The sequence below is a fragment of the Dyadobacter sp. BE31 genome, from assembly GCF_031457695.1.
In the GTDB taxonomy this organism is placed as follows: domain Bacteria; phylum Bacteroidota; class Bacteroidia; order Cytophagales; family Spirosomataceae; genus Dyadobacter.
Window position 1 is genome coordinate 55,328 of the sequence record NZ_JAVDXA010000001.1, and the last position, 22,523, is coordinate 77,850.

14 protein-coding genes are annotated in these 22,523 nt (G+C 53.4%); 10 read left to right on the forward strand and 4 right to left on the reverse strand.

The window, feature by feature from the left end; genetic code table 11:
- Positions 1-16 precede the first annotated feature (16 nt).
- The 5 genes from J2Y43_RS00270 (at position 17) to J2Y43_RS00290 (ending at position 5,076) form a co-directional block, all read left to right on the forward strand.
- Positions 17-1,735, forward strand: a complete 1,719-nt coding sequence (locus J2Y43_RS00270; RefSeq protein ID WP_309981796.1) for a carbamoyltransferase C-terminal domain-containing protein — start codon at positions 17-19, stop codon at positions 1,733-1,735.
- On the forward strand, positions 1,732-2,715 hold the full coding sequence (locus J2Y43_RS00275; RefSeq protein ID WP_309981795.1) for a glycosyltransferase: 984 nt from the start codon (positions 1,732-1,734) through the stop codon (positions 2,713-2,715). The genes J2Y43_RS00270 and J2Y43_RS00275 overlap by 4 nt, the downstream gene beginning before the upstream one ends.
- Positions 2,712-3,713, forward strand: coding sequence for a glycosyltransferase family 9 protein (locus J2Y43_RS00280; protein WP_309981794.1), 1,002 nt, complete (start codon positions 2,712-2,714; stop codon positions 3,711-3,713). Before J2Y43_RS00275 ends, J2Y43_RS00280 begins: the two co-directional genes overlap by 4 nt.
- An 81-nt stretch (positions 3,714-3,794) precedes the next feature.
- Positions 3,795-4,592, forward strand: coding sequence for an SDR family oxidoreductase (locus J2Y43_RS00285; RefSeq protein ID WP_309981793.1), 798 nt, complete (start codon positions 3,795-3,797; stop codon positions 4,590-4,592).
- Between the two features lie 4 nt (positions 4,593-4,596).
- Positions 4,597-5,076, forward strand: coding sequence for an ankyrin repeat domain-containing protein (locus J2Y43_RS00290; RefSeq protein ID WP_309981792.1), 480 nt, complete (start codon positions 4,597-4,599; stop codon positions 5,074-5,076).
- Between the two features lie 54 nt (positions 5,077-5,130).
- Here J2Y43_RS00290 and J2Y43_RS00295 read toward each other — a convergent pair whose 3' ends face one another.
- Together J2Y43_RS00295 and J2Y43_RS00300 are read right to left on the reverse strand one after the other, a co-directional pair.
- Entirely contained in the window at positions 5,131-7,323 is a 2,193-nt protein-coding gene (locus J2Y43_RS00295) for a catalase (RefSeq protein ID WP_309981791.1), read from the reverse strand.
- A gap of 187 nt (positions 7,324-7,510) precedes the next feature.
- Complete coding sequence (locus J2Y43_RS00300) at positions 7,511-8,533, reverse strand: hypothetical protein (RefSeq protein WP_309981790.1); 1,023 nt, start codon at positions 8,531-8,533, stop codon at positions 7,511-7,513.
- 495 nt (positions 8,534-9,028) lie between these two features.
- On the opposite strand from J2Y43_RS00300, the gene J2Y43_RS00305 reads away from it, so the two are divergent.
- From J2Y43_RS00305 to J2Y43_RS00325, 5 genes are all read left to right on the forward strand, one after another.
- Positions 9,029-9,697, forward strand: coding sequence for a sigma-70 family RNA polymerase sigma factor (locus J2Y43_RS00305; RefSeq protein ID WP_309981789.1), 669 nt, complete (start codon positions 9,029-9,031; stop codon positions 9,695-9,697).
- Between the two features lie 45 nt (positions 9,698-9,742).
- Positions 9,743-10,747 (forward strand): FecR domain-containing protein, encoded by a 1,005-nt coding sequence (locus tag J2Y43_RS00310; protein ID WP_309981788.1) that lies wholly within the window; start codon positions 9,743-9,745, stop codon positions 10,745-10,747.
- A 73-nt stretch (positions 10,748-10,820) separates the two neighbouring features.
- Positions 10,821-14,336, forward strand: coding sequence for a TonB-dependent receptor (locus J2Y43_RS00315; RefSeq protein WP_309981787.1), 3,516 nt, complete (start codon positions 10,821-10,823; stop codon positions 14,334-14,336).
- Between the two features lie 21 nt (positions 14,337-14,357).
- Positions 14,358-16,163 (forward strand): RagB/SusD family nutrient uptake outer membrane protein, encoded by a 1,806-nt coding sequence (locus tag J2Y43_RS00320; protein WP_309981786.1) that lies wholly within the window; start codon positions 14,358-14,360, stop codon positions 16,161-16,163.
- Between the two features lie 110 nt (positions 16,164-16,273).
- Positions 16,274-18,556, forward strand: coding sequence for a hypothetical protein (locus tag J2Y43_RS00325; RefSeq protein ID WP_309981785.1), 2,283 nt, complete (start codon positions 16,274-16,276; stop codon positions 18,554-18,556).
- A gap of 129 nt (positions 18,557-18,685) precedes the next feature.
- On the opposite strand, the gene J2Y43_RS00330 is transcribed toward J2Y43_RS00325, so the two are convergent.
- Positions 18,686-20,848, reverse strand: coding sequence for an FN3 associated domain-containing protein (locus tag J2Y43_RS00330; protein ID WP_309981784.1), 2,163 nt, complete (start codon positions 20,846-20,848; stop codon positions 18,686-18,688).
- Between the two features lie 19 nt (positions 20,849-20,867).
- On the reverse strand, positions 20,868-22,328 hold the full coding sequence (locus J2Y43_RS00335; protein ID WP_309981783.1) for a DUF1501 domain-containing protein: 1,461 nt from the start codon (positions 22,326-22,328) through the stop codon (positions 20,868-20,870).
- Positions 22,329-22,523 lie beyond the last annotated feature (195 nt).

Genomic DNA, 22,523 nt, shown 5'->3' on the forward strand with positions numbered 1-22,523 from the left:
AACCAAAGACCTGCCTATGTACATCCTTGGAATCAATGCAGCGTTTCACGATACCGCCGCCGCGCTGGTAAAAGACGGAAAAATCATCGCTGCCGCCGAAGAAGAGCGTTTTACCCACATCAAACATGGCAAACGCCCCATACCATTCTCTACCTGGGAACTCCCTTTCCACGCCATTGACTACTGCCTGAAGACCGCAGGCATAACCTTGCAGGACGTGGACCGCATCGCCTATTCATTTGATCCGGAAGGCGTCGCCGAATCATCGGTCTATAAAAGCGCATTCGACGACGCAGCCGATGTGCTGACCGCGCCGGATGTGTATCAGGATTGGGATACACTTTTTCTGAACTACATCCGCAAAGCGCCGGAACAACTCCGCGACGGCTACCCGCACCATTTACAGAAACGACTGGCCAACGGCGGCGACATTGCCAGTAAATGGGCATATGTCAACCACCACGTGGCTCATGCAGCCAGCGCATTTTTCCCCTCGCCGTTCAATGAAGCCGCCGTGCTCACACTCGATGGCCGGGGCGAGCAGGCAACCACCGGCTATTTTATCGGAAAGGATAACTCGCTGGTCCAGATCGATTCTGTGGACATGCCGCATTCACTGGGGATGCTGTACGAAAAGATAACCACTTACCTGGGCTTCCTGCATTCGTCCGACGAATACAAGGTCATGGCGCTGGCGTCCTACGGGCGGCCGGTCTACCTGGAAGATTTCCGGTCGGTGATCCATGTAGGGACCGACGGCCAGTACACCATCGACGATTTCGACCCTGAGCAATGGTGGGGAGCAGGGCGCCGGAAAGAAGATCCTTTCGAACAACTGCATTACGACATTGCGCATTCCCTGCAAAAGGCATTAGAAGAAACGGTTTTAAAGCTGGCCCAATGGCTCTATGACCAAACAGGCGCCCAAAACCTCTGCATGGCGGGAGGCGTTGCGCTCAACTGCGTCATGAATGCGGTGATCCGCGACCGGGGGCCGTTCAAGCATGTGTGGGTGCAACCAGCCGCCGGGGATGCCGGCACCGCATTGGGGGCTGCCCAATGGCTGGACGTGCGCCTGAACACGCGCGAAGAAGGACCGCGCTATACCGCACCGATGGAGCATGTGTACTGGGGGCCCGACTATTCCGATGAGGAGATCGAGCGATTTATGTTATGGGCCAAAATGCCTTACAAACGGCTGACGAACGTCGCGAAAGAAACAGCGGCGATCCTGGCTGAGGATAAAATCATTGCCTGGTACCAGGGGCGGATGGAGTTCGGTCCACGGTCGCTTGGCGCCCGCTCCATTCTCGCCTCCCCGATCCACCCCGAGATGCAGGCGCGGCTCAATGATATCAAAGATCGGGAGGATTTCAGGCCGGTAGCCCCGGTAGTCCTCGAAGACGATGCACACGAGTGGTTTGAGGGGGCAGCGGTCTCGCCATTCATGCTTTTTGTTTACCCCGTGAAAGCGGATAAAGCCGACCGCATTCCCGCCGTGCGCCATACCGACGGCACCGCGCGCGTGCAAACCGTCAACCGCGATCAGCACCCGCTCTACTATGACCTGATAAACGAATTCAAGGCACTTACCGGCGTTCCTGTGCTGGTGAATACTTCATTCAACACGCGCGGTGAGCCGATCGTGTGCTCACCCAGAGACGCCATCGAGTGCTTCTGGACATCGCCATTCGACGCATTGATTATCAACTCATTTATCCTTGAAAAGCCATGATAACAGCCAGCATGAGCGTGATCATACCGACATTCAAACGCCCTAAACTTTTGTATAGGTGTCTGACGGCGCTACACAGGCAGGATTATCCGGGATGTTTTTTTGAAGTAGCGGTCGTGTCGGATGGTCCCGATCCACAGACAGAAGCCATCGTACAGTTTTTTGCCAGCGAATACCCCGACTTCTGCATTACATTCCACAGTTTACCGGCCCGGCGTGGTCCGGCCGCCGCACGCAACTACGGCTGGCGCAGAACGGCGGGCGACCTGGTGATTTTCACCGATGACGACTGCATCCCTGAGAACGGCTGGCTCGCCGCCTTCTGGCGTGCCTATCGCTTCTACGACCAGCAGTACGTTGCCTTCACCGGCCAGGTAACCGTACCCGTGCGCGATTGCCCTACCGACTACGAAAAAAATGTCGCCTATTTATCCACTGCGGAGTTCATTACCGCCAATTGTGCTTGCAGCCGGGGCGCCCTTGAACTGACAGGCGGTTTCGACGAAGCGTTTCCCACAGCCTGGCGGGAGGATTCGGATTTACAATTCAAACTGCTGACCGGCCAGATCCCGATTTTCCGTGTGTCCGACGCAGTGGTTTGTCACCCCGTCCGAAAGACTTCCTGGGGTGTAAGCATCGCCGAGCAGCGTAAAAGCATGTTCAATGCACTGCTTTTCAAAAAACACCCGGAGCTGTACCGGAGCAGAATTGCCCGAGGCCCGGTGTGGAATTACTATGTGATCATCCTGGCGAGCATCGTTGCCGCGCTCGGGTTCGTGCTGGGTTCACCGACCGTCGGCGGAATAGCCCTGCTGGTATGGGCCGGCGCGCTGCTGTATTTTATGGCTAAACGTCTCAACGGAACCGACGCTTCGCTTTCGCATCGCACGGAGATGATGGTTACTTCCTTGGCTATTCCTTACTTGTCTGTTTACTGGACCATTCGCGGGGCACTGCGATACAAAGTCTTTTTCCTATGACATTTCCACCTCAAACGACACACCGCATTGCCGTTTTCAGGGCATTGCAACTCGGCGATATGCTTTGTTGCGTACCTGCGCTGCGGGCATTACGCCACGCCTATCCCGAAGCCGAAATTACGCTGCTGGGGCTGCCCTGGGCCAGATCCTTCCGCGAGCGCTTTTCGGCGTACCTGGATGATTTCGTCCATTTCCCCGGTTATGAAGGACTCCCGGAGCAAGCGATTGACCCCGCGAAATGGGAGCAATTCCGGCATGCCATGCACGAGAATCCCTTCGACCTGATCCTGCAAATGCAAGGCAATGGCAGCATCGTTAACGAAATGCTCGAAAGCCTGGGCGCCGGTCCCGTGGCGGGCTTTCATAGCGAAGGGAATTATCGTGACCCCGGTCGATTTCTTGAATACCCGACCGGCATTTCGGAAATAGAGCGGCATTTGCGGCTGATGGAACACCTTGGCATTCCGGCAATCGGCACACATCTCGAATATCCGGTTACAGAAGCAGAAGCAGCCCGTTTTCACGCCCAAAATCCGATGCTCGAAGAAGGACACTATGTGTGTGTGCATCCGGGCTCGCGCGGCGCATGGCGCCAGTGGCCACCCTCGCATTTCGCCTGCCTGGCCGATGAATGTGCGGGCATGAACTACCAGGTAGTAGTTACGGGTACAGCTGGCGAAGCCGATGTTACCCGGCAGGTTATTGAAGCGATGGACTACCCGGCCATCGACCTCACGGGTCGGACAGGGCCGGGCGAGATCGCGCAGCTGATCCGGGAATCCGCATTGCTGATCAGCAACTGCACCGGCGTATCGCATATTGCAGCGGCTACCGGCACGCCGAGTATCGTGATCAGCATGGACGGGGAACCCGAACGCTGGGGGCCTTTGAACAAAGCTTTGCACAAGACCATCAACTGGAACACCTGCCAGGATTTCGATGTGGTGCTGAACTCAATGCTGATGCTGCTGGAAGAACGCCATGTTTACGCCGGTTAAAAGCAAATCACTGAGTTCGCTCCCCATGCTTCCGGCATGGTTTTTAACCCAAATCACCCTTTCATTCAAATACGCGATATCATGGAAAACAATGGAAAATATGCCCTGATCACCGGGGCTACCAGTGGAATAGGGCTTGAACTTGCGAAACTTTTCGCCCGCGACGGCTACAACCTCGTCATTACGGCCCGGGACATTGCCGAGCTGGACGAAACCAGCTCGCAGCTGCGGACATTCGGTGTGGAAGTACTACCCATTCCCAAAGATCTCTTTGATCGGGAACAGGCTTTCGCCCTCTATGCCGATATCAAACAGCGCGGCCTTGAAATAGACGTGCTGGTCAACAATGCGGGCCAGGGTGTTTATGGCAAATTTGATAAAACCGACATCGACAGGGAACTGGGCATCATCGACCTGAATATTGCCTCGCTGGTGGTCCTTACCAAGTGCTTTTTAACGGACATGACAGCTCGTAAGTCAGGTAAAATCCTGAATCTCGCATCCATTGCCAGCAAATTACCGGGCCCGTGGCAGGCGGTATACCATGCCACGAAGGCATTTGTGCTTTCGTTTACCGAGGCTGTCAGGGAGGAAGTGAAGGATACCGGCGTCACCCTCACGGCCCTGATGCCCGGCGTTACCGACACCGATTTTTTCAACAAAGCCGATATGCAAGACAGTAAGGCCGTTCAGGACGAAGACGATTTGGCCGACCCTGCCGACGTGGCCAGGGACGGTTACGAGGCATTGATGGAGGGAAAAGACAAAGTAGTGTCCGGTCTGAAAAACAAAGTGCAGATCGCGGTGAGCAATCTTACGCCCGACAGCGTAGTAGCACATCAGATGAACGAACAACAAAAGCCGGTAGAGCAGCAGTAACCGCGTGGAAAACATCGTCGGAATTACATTGCACGCAGCGCGTCTGGGAGAGACGGCCGTGCTCACCGAACTGATCGACCGCGGAGCGGACGTGAACGTCCAGGACGAAAAAGGCTACACGCCGCTCATTATCGCGTGTTATAACAATCGTTACGATGCGGCCGCATTGCTGCTGCGCCACGGCGCGGACGTGAATGCAGCCGACTTCGGCGGAAATACGGCTTTGATGGGTGCCGCCTTCAAAGGCTACGCCGATATTGCCCGCTTGCTCCTCATGCATGGCGCCGACCTCAACCGGCAGCATGGTAATGGTGGAACTGCGCTGATGTTCTCAGTGCTTTTCGGGCGAAACGAGGTGATGCGCCTGTTGCTCGAAAGTGGAGCTGATCCACTTATTCAGGATTCACGCGGACTAACGGCCTACGACATCGCCATTCAGCAGGGCAATCAGGAGGCGGCTTTTCTGCTCGGCCAGGAAGCATAAAGAAAAGCGGCTGCGTGTTACGCAGCCGCTTTTTTAATACACTCCCATTCTCAATCAAGCGGGAACTTTTCTGGGCTTCTCACGCTCCCAGAAGCGATGCTGCGCCAGCGCCAGAATGAACCGATCGGCGAGCGTCGAGGGTTTGTCCCCAACAACGATCCCATCCAGCAGCACCGACTCGTCGGTGCATTCGGCAGGTACCTGCTTTGCAAAATAGGTAGCTTCGATCACCGGTATCGCAGCGGAGTCCGCCGCAATGGCTTTACAATGTTTGAATGCTTCGTTCAGGAAATGCACCGCATCCGCATCCGCCGCAATGGTCGCGACGCTGTCGGCGCCACCGGGCACATATACACCGTCGTAAAATACCGAAGCCGCGGTTAACAGGCTGTGATTGACCGGCACTTCTTTGTCCGTTTCGGAAAGAATGAAATTCTGCCGAGGTGCAACCACTTCCACAATGGCCCCGGCATTTTCCAGCGCGGCTTTGACGGTGTTTAAAGATTTCCCGTCGACACCATCAGCGGCGATAAATGCGATTTTACGCGTTTGAATACTATTTTTCGGACTCGTTGCCATGCTCAGCGCAGGCGACGCTGCCACGGATGGTTTTTTCACCACGGGTTCATAGTCGGCAGGATCGGCGTCCGCCGGAATGCTTCTGTTCATGGGCTGCTCAGGAATTTCCGGTATGGCCAGGCGCAGTGCAAAGCCCACTTCGCTCGCCAGCCTTTTGTCCACCAGCGACAATATCCCCAGCATCCGTTGCCTCACCGCGTTGGATTGGACTTTCCCCAGTTCGAAACTGAAAGCATCAATCATATGATTTTTCTCAGGTTCCGACTGGCTGTTGAAAAACAGTTTCGCCTGACTGAAATGGTCCAGGAAACTCTTGCTCCGCGCCCGCACCTTGCGAGCGTCGATGCGCTCGGGGTAGGAAGCAAATCCGCCTTCGGAAACTTTCGCTTGCAACGGAAAATTATCGCCGATCGAGTTAGGGCCATAACTTACCTTTCCTCGGTTGATGGTCTGCCGCATAAACCCGTCACGCTGGTTGTTGTGTACAGGTACAATCGGGCGGTTAATCGGGATTTCCTGGAAGTTGGGGCCACCCAAACGAATCAGTTGGGTATCGGTATAAGAGAAAAGCCGTCCTTGCAGGAGCGGGTCGTTGGTAAAATCAATACCCGGAACAACATGCCCGATATGGAATGCCGCCTGCTCGGTTTCCGCAAAAAAGTTTTCAGGATTACGGTTCAGCGTCAGCTTGCCTACTCGCCGCACCGGCACGAGCTCTTCGGGAATAATTTTGGTCGGATCGAGCAAATCGAAGTCGAATTTAAATTCATCTTCTTCGGGAACAATCTGCAACCCCAGTTCCCATTCAGGGAAGTTGCCGCTTTCGATGGCATCCCAGAGGTCGCGGCGGTGGAAATCAGGGTCTTTACCTGAAATGTTCTGGGCTTCGTCCCAAGCTACCGAATGCACCCCCAGCAAGGGTTTCCAGTGAAATTTCACGAAACAGCTCTTGCCCTCCGCATTTACGAGCCGGAACGTATGCACCCCGAAACCTTCCATCATGCGGTAGCTGCGCGGAATAGCGCGATCACTCATGAGCCACATGATCATGTGTGTCGATTCGGGCATGACGGAGATGAAATCCCAAAACGTGTCGTGCGCCGAAGCCGCTTGCGGTATCTCGTTGTCCGGCTCGGGCTTCACGGCATGAACCAGGTCAGGAAACTTCATCGCGTCCTGGATGAAAAAGACCGGCATGTTGTTGCCTACCAGGTCGAAATTACCTTCCTGTGTATAAAATTTCACCGCAAACCCGCGCACATCCCGCGCCAGATCGGTAGAGCCGCGCGAGCCTGCCACGGTTGAAAAACGCACAAAAACGGGCGTTTCGATGGATGTATCGTTGAGAAACTGCGCTTTGGTGTATTCCGGTAGCGGTTCATAAAGTTTAAAAACCCCGTGCGCACCCGATCCGCGGGCATGTACCACGCGTTCGGGAATGCGCTCGTGATCAAAATGGGTGATCTTTTCGCGAAGAATAAAGTCTTCCAGCAGTGATGCGCCGCGCTCGCCTGCTTTCAGCGAGTTCTGATCATCGTTGATCTTCACCCCGGTATTCGTATTCATCAATGCTCCTGATGAATCTTCCATGAATTGCTCAAGATCTTTGATCTTATCGTTGTCCGGCTGGTCGACTGCCGGATCCTGTTGTGCTTTTCTTTTTGCCATGATGCCCCTTTTTGGTTGTTACAAATCCGCTGAACGCCCGACTACCGGGTTTGTCCGACACGAAATTTGAGGGCTGAAAGCAATTCCTGTTCCAACGGGCAGAACCGGATTTGCAGGGGTGGCAGCACGACAGAAAAAGCAATGTGTGGAAATTCATTTACAACAGCACTCAAATGCCGACAATGCCCTATTTACCCAATACCCGTTTCAAAAATCCATATGTATGGATAATTCCGAGCCACACGTTCCTTTTCAGGGAATCAAACAAATTCGCCAGAGCGACGTAAGGCGTCTCCCTGATCTCTCCGAAATGTTCTTCGATGTAGGCTTTGGCATTTCTTTCGGCATTCTGATAAATATCCCGGCTGGTATTGGCCTGGGTGCCGCTCCCGGTTCGATCGAACGGCGCGTGCAGCGCATAATCCTCCAAACACAAATGCTTGAAAACATACCCTTTCTTATACATGTCGTGAGACCAGACGGTGGCTGTATCTACCCCTCCCCAGTTTCCGCCATAGCAGCCTATGTTGCCGTTCGGGACGGTTTCAAGCCGGTATTTGTCTACATCGATAAGTGCACAATACTCATTTAGCCGGCATTCCGGCATGATATGAATCCTGCCCCGCTCGATAATGTCCATCTGAAGTTTTTGCCTCGGAGTGGCGTAGGCCGCCGTTATTTCCAGCGCTTCCTCCACAGACGGAACATATTCCTGGTAGATATACGAGTTGCATTTATTCGCCCACGCAGGACCGGCAGGACAAGACCAGCATTGCCCGATTGACCCGACACCGGCTAAGTTGGAGGCACCGGCGTCAAACTCCCGGAGCATGTCGCCGATCATATCTTTGGAATAGAGCATATCATTATGCATAATGCACAGATAATGCTTGTCCGTAGTTTCCAAAGCATACTGGTACATGATGCTCTGCCGCCAGCGTGTGTCGGTTTTTGCCCGCTCGATATCCATCACGCCCAGGCCTAAATGATGGTAGGGATATTGAACGACCAGTCGCACGTCGGGATCATTCCGGAAGTAATCGATGACTTTGAAAATGCCGACATAGTCGTTGTGGGGCTGCTTTCTCTCCCTCGAAAAATAGATTTTATCAATGTGCGCGCCACTGTGTTCCATCAGTGACTTTATGGTAACTATGGCCTGGTAAGGTTTACCATAAAATGCGATGCTGACATCTACCCTTTTGTTCATATCGAAAACGTTGATCTATAATGGTCACAATCCATCGGGAGCCTGATGGTCCCTTCGAGTTATATTTTGATGAATAAGAGATTGAAATAATGATCGCGGCCCGCTTCCCGGATCTCATTGGGCAGTCATTGTGGTCTTAGTTTGAAGAAAATGCTACTGAACTGTCGTCGAAGCTCATCCGGCAATGCAAACTAATCAGGTGCTTGTCCCTAAATTTATAAACAAATGTCCTTGTAACCAAATTTCACCTATACATTAACAATCAGTGTATTAGCCCATTGGGTCAATTTAATTTGCCGATGGCCAATTTAAACCGCCCCAAACACATCTCTTAGACCGTTTTCCGGAGCGGAAGTTTGTCCGAACATTCATACATTTGCAGATTATTTAATAAAAAATCTATTTTTCTTCTAAGTGTTTCGGCCGGTGAGAACGACATTACTATAACAGGCCGCCTGAACCGGCCTGCTGTCGGTACTTTTTAACCCGCTAATCATGGATAGTTTGGAATTGTCTGATCATCACGAGGATGGTCCGGGCCAGCCCGCACCTCCCGGCCAAGGCCCGGACAGGCTTTCGCGCCGGCCTGAATTTCCGGCCGAATCGGAGATGTTGCTGAAAAAGGCATTTGAATCGGACACCAATACGGGGATCGAACTGCTTTTCCGCTGGTATTACCGGCCGTTGTGCAGCCACGTGGTGCGGTATGTCTCGTCGAAGGAAATCGCTGAGGATATTGTATCGGAGGTATTTTACAAATTCCACAGGGATAAGGTTTTCGCGACTGTGGAAACATCCTTCCGCAACTACCTGTTTTCGGCCGTCCGGTATAGCGCCTTCGATTACGCCCGGCTCGAAATGAAGCGGAATACCTCGCTGGAACATGCCGAATACGTAACGCTCCAGCCGGAACAACAGCCCGACCATATTACCCAATATGAAGATCTGTACAACGACGTACAGAACGCCATCAACACGCTTCCGCAAAAGCAGCGCCGGGTATACCTCATGCACCGGTATGAAGGGAAAAAATACAGTGAGATCGCGGCGGAGCTGGGCGTATCCTACCGGACGGTAGAGTCACAAATGTACACGGCGATGCAGGAACTGAGGAGGATTATCAAGGCCAAATGGTTCTTCGCGCTGCTCGCCCTATTCAACTAATCCCTGCCCGAGGCGGCATGGAACACATTATCGCAAAAATTAACCATGAAAGATCCAATAAGTAAAGAGCTGATTTTCAATTATTTTTCAGGAAATGCAACGGCATTTGAAAAGGACCTGATCGATAGATGGAGCGCCGATCCGCAGGCCAGGGAGCAATTGTTCATCTGGCTGGTGGAATGGGAAAATCAGAACATTCAGTACAATGCCGATGTCGATCGTGCGATTTCCCGCCATTTCTCGCGCATCGACGACCAGGCGGTGGAAGCCGTCGAAGAGCCCGCCCCGGCACAACCGAGACTGAGGCTACCGGCCCAGGGAAAATCGTGGCTCGTTGCGGCCGCGGTCACGTTGCTGCTGCTTTCGGGCGGCTGGCTCGCGCGTGACCATGTGCGTTATGAGATTTACACCACCGGCTTCGGCCAGATCGAGCGGCTGGTATTGGCCGACGGCAGCAAAGTGGTGCTCAATGCCAACTCCACGCTTCGGGTCCCGCGGTTCGGTTTTGGAAAAACCACCCGGGATGTGTACATGACCGGAGAGGCGGACTTCGCCATTACCCACACCGAGAACCATCAGAAATTCATCGTGCACACCGAAAAGAATTTTGATGTGGAAGTGCTGGGCACGGAGTTCAACGTATATGCGCGACCGCGGCGCTCACGCGTGGTGCTGAACAAGGGTAAGGTAAAACTGCATTACCTGAAAGGCTCCGAAACCGATCAGATCGTGATGCGGCCCGGCGACCTGGTCACTTTCGACGCCCCCGGCCATGCATCCGTGAAGAAAACGGCCAACCCGGCCAACTACTCCGCCTGGAAAGCCCATCGCTTTGTATTTGAAAATGAAAGCCTGCGCGAAATATGCGATTTGTTTGAAGACAATTTCGGGCTCAAAATCCAAATTCCCGACTCTACCCTGGCCGCTCAGACGGTCTCCGGCTCTTTCACTGCGCTGAATGCCGAAGAACTCTTCGAAATACTGGCCGACGATTCCGGACTATCCTATTCCCGCTCCGAGGATGGAAAAGTCATCACGCTCGATTACTAATGCCATTCATCTAAACCTATACTGCTATACCAACCCCTTAATCTTTTCTTACCCTGCTTAAAACCCATTTTCTATGAAAAGACCGTTACGATCCCTTCTATTCGTGCTGGCTGCCGCTGGTGCCGGTTCGCCCGGCCATGCGCAGTTGCTCGCCGCCATCGGGCAGCGGCAACCTCCGTTCGTGGCCCAGCAATCCACCAGAAGCCTGAAATCAGTATTACAGGATTTCAAAACCCATTACAAAGTCGATATCCTCTATTTCGACAGCGTCGTACAAGGCTACGAAGTACCGGTGAGTGCGCTGGATTTTCAGGCCAATGCGGAAAAATCCCTTGCCCGGATCCTGAAACCGCTGGGCTTGCAATACCGGAAATCCAAAACCGGCGGGTATATCGTGGTAAAGCCGCTGAAAGCTGACAAGAAAACCCAGCAGGCACCGGTATCCGATGCCCCCGGCCAGCCGGCCGACAGCCCGCTGAGCCAATTTTCCTTCGTCGCCTCGACGGGCGGACAAACAGCCGGCGCCGCAGTCGAAATCGTGCTCAAAGGCAAGGTATCCGATGAAAAAGGCGCTGGATTACCCGGCGTGAGCGTGGTGGTGAAGGGTACACAACGCGGAACGATTACCGACGAGAACGGCGAATTCAAGGTAGAAGCGGCCGACAAGGAAGCGGTCCTTGTTTTTTCGTTCGTGGGATTTTTATCGCAGGAAGTGACTGTCGGGAATAAAACACGCATCGACATAACCCTCGCAACCGATACCAAAGCCCTGGAAGAGCTCGTGGTTACCGGTTACAGTTCCCAAAAACGATCGCTGATGACCGGCTCTGTCGCTACGATGAATGTCACCGAAGAAATGCAGAATATCCCGACGACCTCCACGGGTAATTTGCTCTCCGGCAAGCTCGCGGGCGTCTACATAGGCACACCCAACGGTATACCCGGTACGAACCCGCAAATCAGCATCCGAACAGGCTCTTCACTCAATGCGCAGCCGGTAACGTATGTAATCGACGGCATTATCAGAACCTGGGAGGATTTCAACAACCTGAGTCCGAACGAAATCGAAACCATATCCGTGTTAAAGGATGCCGCGTCGGCGGCTGTTTACGGATCGCGTTCTGCCGGAGGGGTCATCCTTGTCACGACCAAAAGGGGAAAGACGGGCGTTCCATCTTTCAACTATTCTTTCAACACCGGCTTCGATACCCGCACCAAAAATGTGCCTTTGACCAGCGCCGTGCAGGCAGGCGAACTGTACAACCGCATCAACGGCAATTCCGACCCGGCTGGCTGGGCATGGTCGCAGGAGGAGATCGACCATTACAAGACCATCAACAACGGATGGGGCTACGATCAGCTGGAATCGGTGTGGCGTAACCCTTCCACTTCCCAGCATAACCTGAATGTGTCCGGCGGAACCGAAAAAGTGAAATACTTCGCGGGTGCCTCTTATGTGAATCAGAACGGATTTTTGAAACCGTTGACTTACGACAAATACAACATCCGTTTGAACACCACCGTCGACGCAACCAAGGATTTGCAATTCTTCGTCGGCCTGGGCCTCAGCAACAACCTTCAGGGGAATGTTACCTGGGAAGGCCCTCAGTCGCTTTACCGGAAATTGCTCGTGTGGCAACCCGACCAGCCGGTGTATACCGACAGCGGCAAACTGCTCGACTACGGCTGGATCGCCAACGTGGGCGGGACCGTCAATGGGCACGGTGGGTACGACAAGAGCAACTTCCTGAGACCGCAGGTCGTCCTGAACGCAACTTATAACATCCCGGTCATCAAGGGGCTTACTGCGAAGGCCATTTTCAGCAAAAATTTCAGCAGCTACCGCCGCAAGGTTTTCCAGAAGAGCTATCAGATGAATATCATGAAGCGGGACGGCGCCAACAAGCACATTATCCATACCGACGACGCGAGCATCATCGGTACCAAGGCTTCTACCAACATTGCTAAGGATTACCTGCGGACCGACGTGTCGTGGGGTCAGGACTACCAGCTTGACCTCCAACTCAATTATGAAAACACTTTCAACAACATTCATCACGTGCAGGGCATTCTGGTGTATGAGAAAGCGGAAACCAGCGGAAGCGGTATTTATGCGGGCCGTGAGACCTTCCCCGTATACACGACCGACCAGTGGTGGGCAGCCAGCAGCGCACGTGCCGACGACTATGCGGGCGGAAGCAGCGACTACGTGAATGGCCGTGCGTCATACATCGGCCAGTTCAATTACGATTACGACGAAAAGTATCTCGCTACCTTCTCGTTCCGAAAGGACGGTTCGATGAACTTCGCGCCCGACAGAAGGTGGGGCTTCTTCCCCGCAGGTTCATTGGGATGGGTGGTATCCAAAGAACCATTCTTCCCGGCATCTTCCGGCATCAATCAACTGAAACTCCGCGTGTCGGCCGGACTTACCGGAAACGACGCCATAGGCTGGTTGAACGGCAGCCCGGTATTGACCAGCTGGCTCTGGCAGGAATCCTACAAGCAGGGAACTTCCGCTTACTTTGGCACAGAACCTAAAACAGCAACGGGTATTACCTATGGCTCGGTGGTGAACCCGAACCTCACCTGGGAGAAAGCATTGACCTACAACGCCGCGGCCGACGTCTCCTTCCTGAAAAACTGGTCGGCGACAATAGAGTACTGGAAACGGAAGTCTTACGATATTCTCGGCCCGAGAACCCTCTCCATTCCACCGACATTCAGCCTTAGCTTGCCGGCAGAAAACTATGGGGTGATCAAAGCACAGGGATTCGACCTGAGCGTAGGTTATGAAAACAAAAAGCACAAAGCATTCAGCTACTACGGCGCCTTGAATGCCTCGTACGGATGGAACAAGGTTGTCACGCAGGACTACGCGCAAAACGCATTGCCTATTGATATCCCGACCGGCAGATCCATGACCGTCATCAGAGGGTTCCAGTTCGACCGCATCATTCGTACGCAGGCAGATCTGGACAAGTTCAACGGCGAACATCCGAAGTATACCTATAACGGCATTGCCCCTGAACTCGGCATGATGACTTACAAGGATCTGAGCGGCCCGCAAGGCAGTCCCGACGGGATCATCGATACCTACGACCGCGTGGTGATCAAAGCCAGCAATTTCCCGATCGTGTACGGGCTTAACCTCGGCGGTACGTGGAAGGGTTTCAGCGTGGACCTGATGTTCAACGGCAGCCTGAAACAGCAGAAGTCGTTCCGTGATCTGGCGGGCGGAGTGGAGTGGAACCGGATGTATGCAGCCTGGTACGATGACAGCTGGACTCCCGAAAACCCGAATGCGACGTTGCCTAAACGGGTCTCGGCCAACCAATCCAATACCTATGGAGCAGAGTCGAACTACTGGTACCGAAACGCGGGTTTTATGCGTCTGAAATACCTCACGGTAGGTTACACTATCCCTAAACACCTGTACAACAAGACACTGGAAAGCGTGAAGCTCTATTTTTCGGGAACCAACCTGTTTAATCTCACCGGCTTCTCGTATTACGATCCCGAAATCGGCGACGGCACGGCATACCCTGTCATGCGGAACTTCAACTTCGGTGTCAATGTCACATTCTGATCTATTTTAAAGGGCCTCATCATGCGAAAATATTTCAAAAACCTTCCGTTCTCATTGCTCTTTGCGGCCGTTATGATGGTACCGCAGGCGTGTGAACCCAACCTCGACTACGAGAATACGAATGCGATCAACCCGGACAACGTCTGGAATGACGAAAAGCTGATCACCGCATTTCTTGCGGACATCCACGGCAATATGATTCCGTCATGGCCTGTCAACGGCAATAGCAGCGATGAGGGTATGAATGCGCCCGGTTCGATGGGCACTTACCTGCGGGGAATCATCAGCGTGGCTTCCGACGGGCAGAACCTGGTTTATACCAATATCGACAAGATCAACTTTTTCCTCGCACGAATCGCGGATGTGCCGCCCGCGATACTTTCCGAAGAGAAGAAGAAGCAAATGACCGGCCAGGCGCTTTTCTGGCGGGCGTGGGATTATTTCGGCAAGGTAGCGACATTCGGAGGTGTACCACTCATACTGAAACCGCAGGACCCTGCCAATAAGGAAAGTCTTTTCGTACCGCGGAGCAAAACGTCCGAATGCGTGACGCAGATTCTTGCCGACCTCGATGCCGCTATCGCCGCATTGCCAGAGCAATGGGATAATGCCAACTACGGACGGATCGATAAGGGAGCAGCCATGGCTTTCAAAGGAAAAGTGCTGCTCTGGTACGCGAGCCCGATGTTTAACCCGTCGAACGACCAGGCACGGTGGCAGCAAGCCTACGAAGCCAACAAAGCGGCCGTCGATTTCCTGAAAGCGCAGGGAAAAGGCCTGCTGGGCGCATACGGGCAAATCTGGAAACAGGAGCGCAACAAGGAGGTGATCATGGTCAATCAATTTTCTTATCCCGACCATCCCTTCAACCAGGCGGGCATCCGTCCCCAGCCGCTCACCCAGGGCGACGCGAACAAAAACCAGCCCCTGTTGCCTTTGCTGAATGCCTATCCCAAAAAAGACGGCTCGCCGATGCAGTTCGACGCGGCCAAATTGCTGGCCGACCCGGCTTACAATGAGCAATACCTGACCGACTTCGTCACCAACCGCGACGACCGGTTCTACGCGACCATTTTCACGGGGGGCACGCCCTACCCCACGCCCGACCTCCCCACCGGCACCCGGTACTGGAGTGCATGGAGGAAAGCCGCAGACGCCTCCGCTCCCGGCGGTTTCAAATATGTTTCGCTGGCCAGCGACCAGAAATCCGTCACGATCGGCGCCGGTGTTTCAGGGTTCTTCTGTATCAAAGGGCTTGATAATACCCTTACCAGCACGGTGATCGGTAATGCAGCCACCGACTGGGTGGAAATACGGTTCGCGGAGGTGCTGATGCATTACGGCGAAGCTGCCAATGAGGTGGGTAAGCAGGAGGAAGCCTTGCAGGTATTGAAAGATATCCGCGCGCGGGCCGGCATTACGCCGGGTGCATCGGGCAGGTACGGCATTACGGCCACCACGCAGGCGGGCATCCGCGAAGCCTACATGGCGGAGCGGTTCGTGGAGTTCGCATTTGAAAACAAGAGGTGGGGCGATTTGCGCCGTTGGAAACGATTTGACGTGGTGAATAAAACCGGCTTCCGCCAGGGCATTTACTTTGTATTGAAGGACGGCGCAAAAATTGACTGGACCGATGATATTTCCGACGCCTCCGTCCGCAAGAAATTCACGGCCGCGTTCATCGAAAACCTCGACGGCGACCCGCAATACAAGTTCAATCTCGATACGAGCCACTGGTTTTACCCGATCAGCCAGGCGAACCTCGAAGCCAGTTCCGCATTGAAGCAAAATACGGAATGGGGCGGTACATTTAACCCATTAGAATAAAAATTAAGTAGGTCCTGCGGGCGATGATGCTTACTCTGAAAGAATAGGCATCATCGCTTTTTTATAAAGGTTATCTTTCAGGAAGCGTGTTTATTAATCATTACCCAGCTATGCGATTTCAGATCCCCAAAACAGTTGTTCTAACCCTCATTGCCGTTTTTCTGGCATCCTTCGCCCATGCCCAGCATGATTTCAGCACCAATTATTTCAAAATCCATATCAACAACAAAGGATGGATCACGAGTATGAAAAACGCAACGGGGAAAACGAATCAGCGCGAGTTCAGCCCCGCTGAAAAGCCGTCGCCGCTGCTATCCCTGTATGACAGCCAAAAGAACAGGTACTACCAGCCGACCAAAGCCATTTTTAATAAAACCAAACAGGTATTTACATTGCATTATACCAATGGTTCGGTGGCCACGGTTTCGCTGGTCCCCCACAAAAAATACTTCAAGCTGACCCTGCAATCGCTGCAACCCCGCAACGGGATCGACAATGTGCAATGGGGTGCGTATCATACCAATATCACCAATCTTTTCGGGGAGATCATCGGTGTGGCACGGGATACCAGCGAAACGGTCAACTACGCCATCGGGATGCTGGCGCTTAATGACAACACCCTCGGCGGCACGTCCGAAACCGTGGCCGATGCGGCGCCTTTCCAGTACATTATCCATAGCCCCGACAACAAGCGTTTCCCGCTTCCCGCGCACCTGCATGAAGGCCAGGTGTTTCCGATCGGCGGCGACGGGATCAGCGATGTAGCGTTCTACGCGCACAAGGAACCTTATTACCGGATCTTGTACGGCAACGCCGCGCAGATCGATGCACAAGGCAGGATATCCATTGCCTACAATTCAAGGGACAGGGCACCCGAGCGGACCGTATTCTTTTCCCTGATCCCCAATATGGAGGCCAACATCCCGAACCACCTGGACGTGCAACCGTTGCCGGGCATCGACTATGTAGGTTCCTCGGTAGCATTCTGGGGCAGTCCCGATAGTACAGCGCTGCTGGATGTGGTGCAAAATATCGTTTTGTCCGAAGGCTTGCCCTACCCCACTTTCAATGGCAAATGGGTCAAAGATCCTTCCGCCTACACGCCCGACGTGCTCACAAGCGGCAGCGTGTACGACAGCACTGTCTCCTACACGCATCAGCTGGGTTTCAAGGCCATCAGCCTTTACGACCAGGGTTTTATCCGCCCCGACCGTGGTAACGGAGGGTATATCGACGGAAAGAATTTTGAGAAAAAACCGTTGAAGATGGCGGCCGGGAACAAATCTCACAAGGAGCTTTCCGAAATCGCTGCCCGGCTGGGTATTATCATCGGCCGCACGCCCATTACCACCGCCCTCGCGCCCGGTACCCAGGATGCCAGCCTATTTCCGAGCGACAGCCTTTGCTACCAGCAAAAGCGCATTCTGACCAGGAGCATCGGGGCGTCCGACACGCTGATATTCGTCAACGATCCCAAATACCTGGATGAGATAGCCAGTTGGGAAGGCCATTGCAAGAACCTGAATATGATCAAGATAGGCAAAGAACTTATTTACTACCTGGGGATTTCCAAAGAGGCGCCCTACCGGTTGCTGAACGTGAAACGCGGCTACTGGAACACCGCTACCGCCAGCCATGCAGCCGGCGACACCATTTACAAGCTGCAAGTGACGATCAATTACGGCTACGACGGACTCATCCCCAATATGCAGTTGCAGGACCAGATCGCGGAGTACTACGCAACCCTTTGCAAGGTAAACGGCCTGGCCTATTACGATTTCGACGGCCAGGAATTTTTGTTCAACAACGGCCACGGCTACTACTCGGTCAAACGTTTTTTCCACCATATGTTCGACAAAGCCAGAGCACTGGGCGTGCCGTACATCCGCTTCACGGGATCAACACTTTCGGAGGGCTCGTGGCATTACCAGAGCATCTGGAATGTGGGTGGGGGCAAAAACCTTTACGATGTGGAGACGCGGGAATGGGGCAGCAGCACCAGCCAGGGTAAGGACCTGCGCGATGTGACCTACGCCAATTTCTTTCCGTCCGGTATGGGCGGCAACTTCCCGATCAAAGCGGGTTCCACGGTGGTGCAGTATGAGCATATTCAGGCCATTTCCGTGGGCGTCGGCTCTACTTACAGCCTCCAAATCAACCAGAAGGATGTGGAAGCCTGCACGGAAAAATATGCTATTTTCAAGGCTATCCGAACATGGGAGAATGCGCGGGCTGCCAACGCATTTCCAAGGTGGGTCAAAAAGCAGCTGGCCGATCCGGCAAATCAGTTCCATCTCGAAGAACTCGATAAGGACACCTGGAAGCTTTACAAAACCGACCTTGACGGCAGAAACAGCAAGCAGTTTTGTGTACTTAAAAGACAGGCTCGCTAACAAATCAGGCCCGTGGCAAAAGCTACGGGCCTTTTTCATTGTAAAAGCCCGCAGGTCAAAGATCTGCGGACTTATGCATCACCGATTAACCTAATGGACTAAATAGCATGTACTATGCCGTAACAGCCTTTAATTTACGATTACTTCGTCGACAAACAGCCAACCTTTATTGCCTTTGCCCGAATGCCAGGCAGGTATTTTTGCAAGCGGTTTCGCAACGAGTTTAATGCAGCTCAGTTGCTGTGGCTCAAATCCGGCTTCATACACAATATTCTCGGTACCCGGAATGTCTTTCGCCGGCACGCCCGGGGTGATCACTTTCAATAATTTTAAAGTTTTCGGATCGGCGCCGCCCCATACTTCAATCCTTGTTGGCTCAAAAATAAAGCTCCCGAAACTCCGTAAGGTACTCACTGTCACGACACTGGCTTTCACCGGTTTTTTAAAAAACAGATAACTCTGGAAATCATTCTCGACGTACCCGAGCCAGGTACCACTCACCCGCTCGGTGTCGCCGACCTTGCCGTCGGAGATCGAAGCGGCACCTTTTGCATGATACCGCTGGTCTACCGGCGTAATGAGCTGCGCGCTATCGACGTGGAAGCCTTCTTTGAAAAACAATTTGCTCACCTGTGTGCTGCCGTACCATCCTTTCCTGAATGCCCTTGCTTTGAGTTTTAAGTTTCCGTTGATTGCGATCGGCTTCTCGTAAACGGGCGAACTGACGCTGTCGGGCTCGGAACCATCCAGCGTATAGCGGATGACGGTACCGGCAATCTGATGCTTCATCGCGACCGTTTCCCCCTTTCCTATCAGTTGCTTTTCGTTGATAATTACCGGCGGGTTGAGCGCCACTACCAGGGTATCGCTGCGGAAACCGGTTTCAAATGCAATTTTCTGGCCTTTTTTCAAAGTTTCCAGGTCTTGCGGGCCAATGCCCGTACTCCAAAGATAAACTCTGCGAAGCGCCGGGAAACCTTCGAGCGATTTGACGTGCGCCATGGTAATGCCGGTACCGCTCAACGAAAGCTCCCGCAGATTGGCCAGCTTTTTCAGTTCCGTTAGGTTGCTACCGGTAATGTCGGTAAAGTTCAGTATCAGCCTGCGCAGTTCGGGAAATTTGGCGAGGGTTTTGAGGTCCTCGTCCTTCACAGGCATTTTGCTCAAATCCATGGAAACAATCTGGTCTTTCAACGGCAGCAAGCCTTCGATGTCCTGACTTTTGAAATTGGCCCTGTTGTAAAAGTTCACGAACAATGCCGGAGACCCTGCCGACAATGGCTTGATGAGCCGATAGTTGGTATTCAGCTTCTTCACCTCGTCGGCCGATGCCGCACTGAATGCGTATTGCTCCTCGGTGCGGTCCCCGCCCAGCACATTCTGCGCATAGGAATACACGGGGCTCTGCGGCGACAGCGAACTCACCAGCTGATCGAAGCGCGAACCGCTTTTGACCCAGGCCGCAAGCAGTACCACCTCTTCATCTGTCAACTGTACTTTACCGCGCGGCGGCATATGTTTTTTGTCATCCAGCGGCAAATGCAGGCGGCTGATCAGCAAGCCCAGGTCCGCCTTGGTAGTGTCCCAGAGCATGCCGCCTTTTCCACCTTTTTTAAGCAAGGCTTCTGTCTGCATTTGCAATCCCCCCTTCGATTTTTCTTCATTATGGCAGGAAAGGCACTTCTGCTCGATCACCGGTTTCACCAGATGCTCGTACACTTTGGCCTCCTCGAAGGCTACGTGCTGAACCGGTTCGGCCGACGGCCCCAGCGGGGATATCAGGAAGTCCTCACCGTGGGTAAGGTTTCCACCCAAATGCCCGCCTACAAAAAGGAGCACCAGGAATGCCCCGGCAACCACTTTTGCACCAACTGTCCACGGCAACAGGGACTTCCTTGCCCCGTACCAAACCACCGCGGCCAGCGAAATAGCGATACCCAGCCATTTATGCCAAAGCAATGTGTCCGATTCGTAACCTTCCTCGTGCGACAGCACAAACCCGGAGAATGCAGCTACCGCAGCAGTGAACGTACCGATAACCAGCAGGCTGTCGGCCAGGCCTTCATTCCAGGCATGAGAATCCGGCTTCCGCACAATCATTACCCACAGGCTGTAAAGGATTAATACAACCAACGGAAAGTGCAGCACAAGCGGGTGCATTCTCCCCAAAGCCTGCATCCATTGCGGGACGGCAAACCGGCTTTCGAAGAACAACAGAAATACGAGCAATCCATTCAGGAAAAAGGCAATGTTGTAGACGTACCCTTTCCAATCCGACAAAATTCTACTCACTGTATTAGAGGTTTGTACTTTACGCAATAATTCCTTTCACCAACTTACCGGCAACGTCCGTCAGACGATAGCGGCGGCCCTGATGTTTGTACACCAATTTTTCATGATCCAGTCCCAGTTGATTGAGGATAGTCGCATGAAAATCGTGGACATGGACAGGGTCCTTCACAATATTGTATCCAAACTCGTCGGTCTCGCCGTACACTATGCCCGGTTTGATACCACCGCCGGCCATCCACACGGTGAATGCCCTCGGGTGGTGATCACGGCCGTAGTTGTCTTTGGTGAGCGTTCCCTGGCAGTAGTTGGTACGCCCGAACTCCCCGCCCCAGATCACGAGCGTTTCGTCCAGTAATCCGCGTTGTTTGAGGTCGGTAACCAATGCAGCCGAAGCCTGATCCACATCCATACATTGCCCTTTGATTTCTGTCGGCAGCCCGCCGTGGCTGTCCCATCCCTGGTGGTAAAGCTGCACGAACCGCACCCCCTGCTCGGAGAGTTTCCGCGCCAGAAGGCAGTTGGCAGCATAAGTACCGGGCACAAGGCATTCCGGGCCATACATTTTCACGATCGATTCGGGCTCCTTGCTCATATCGGTAATTTCCGGCACGGCCGTCTGCATACGGAACGCCATTTCATACTGCTGTACTTTGGCGGTGATTTCCGGATCGCCGAAGTCGTTGAACGTGCCCTGGTTCAATTCGGCCAGATTATCGAGCATTTTGCGGCGCTGGGTGCGGTCCATTCCGTCGGGGTCATTGAGATACAACACCGGGTTTTCGCCACTGCTGAACTGCACGCCCTGATGCACCGAATCCAGGAAGCCGTTGGTCCAGAGTTTGGAATAAACCCCCTGTCCATTGCCTTTCCCGCGTGAAAGCAACACGCAGAAACCCGGCAAGTTCTGGTTTTCACTGCCCAATCCGTAGCTCAGCCATGCACCGAAGCTCGGCCTGTTACCTACCTGCGCGCCCGTCTGGAAGAAAGTCAGCGCGGGGTCGTGGTTAATGGCTTCGGTATTAAGGGTTTTGATAATACAAAGATCGTCCGCAATGCCGGCCATGTGCGGGAGCAGCTCGCTCATCCAGGCACCGCTCTTTCCGTGCTGTTTGAAATTAAAAATCGAGCCCGCCAAAGGAAACTTGGCCTGGTTGGCGGTCATACCCGTCAGGCGTTGTCCACCCCGGATCGACTCCGGCAGGTCTTGCCCATGCATTTTGTTGAGCATCGGCTTATAGTCGAACAGGTCGAGCTGCGAGGGGGCACCATTTTGGAACAAATAGATTACCCGCTTGGCTTTCGGAGCGAAATGCGGCAGGCCGGCCATCAGCTCGTTCACGTCCGGTTCACCGCCGCCGCCTTTGAAAAGATCCGGTATCAGCAGCGACCCCAGGGCCGCGCTCCCCAGGCCAAGGCTTAGTTTGGACAAAAAATGCCTCCGTGTAGTATTGACTCCGTAATCGAATATTGGCTTTTCCATATTTTTTATTGCTTTAAGCTATAAGCCTTAGGCCGTAAGCTTCTTGTTTTAGTATTTCGTTCTTTGTAGCCTTAGGCGGTAGGGAATTGGCTTTAGGCTGTAGGCAATTGGCTTTAGGCTGTAAGCAATAGGCTTTAGGCTGCAATTGGTATGCTTAAATTAAGCTTACAGCCTAAGGCTTACAGCTTATAGCTT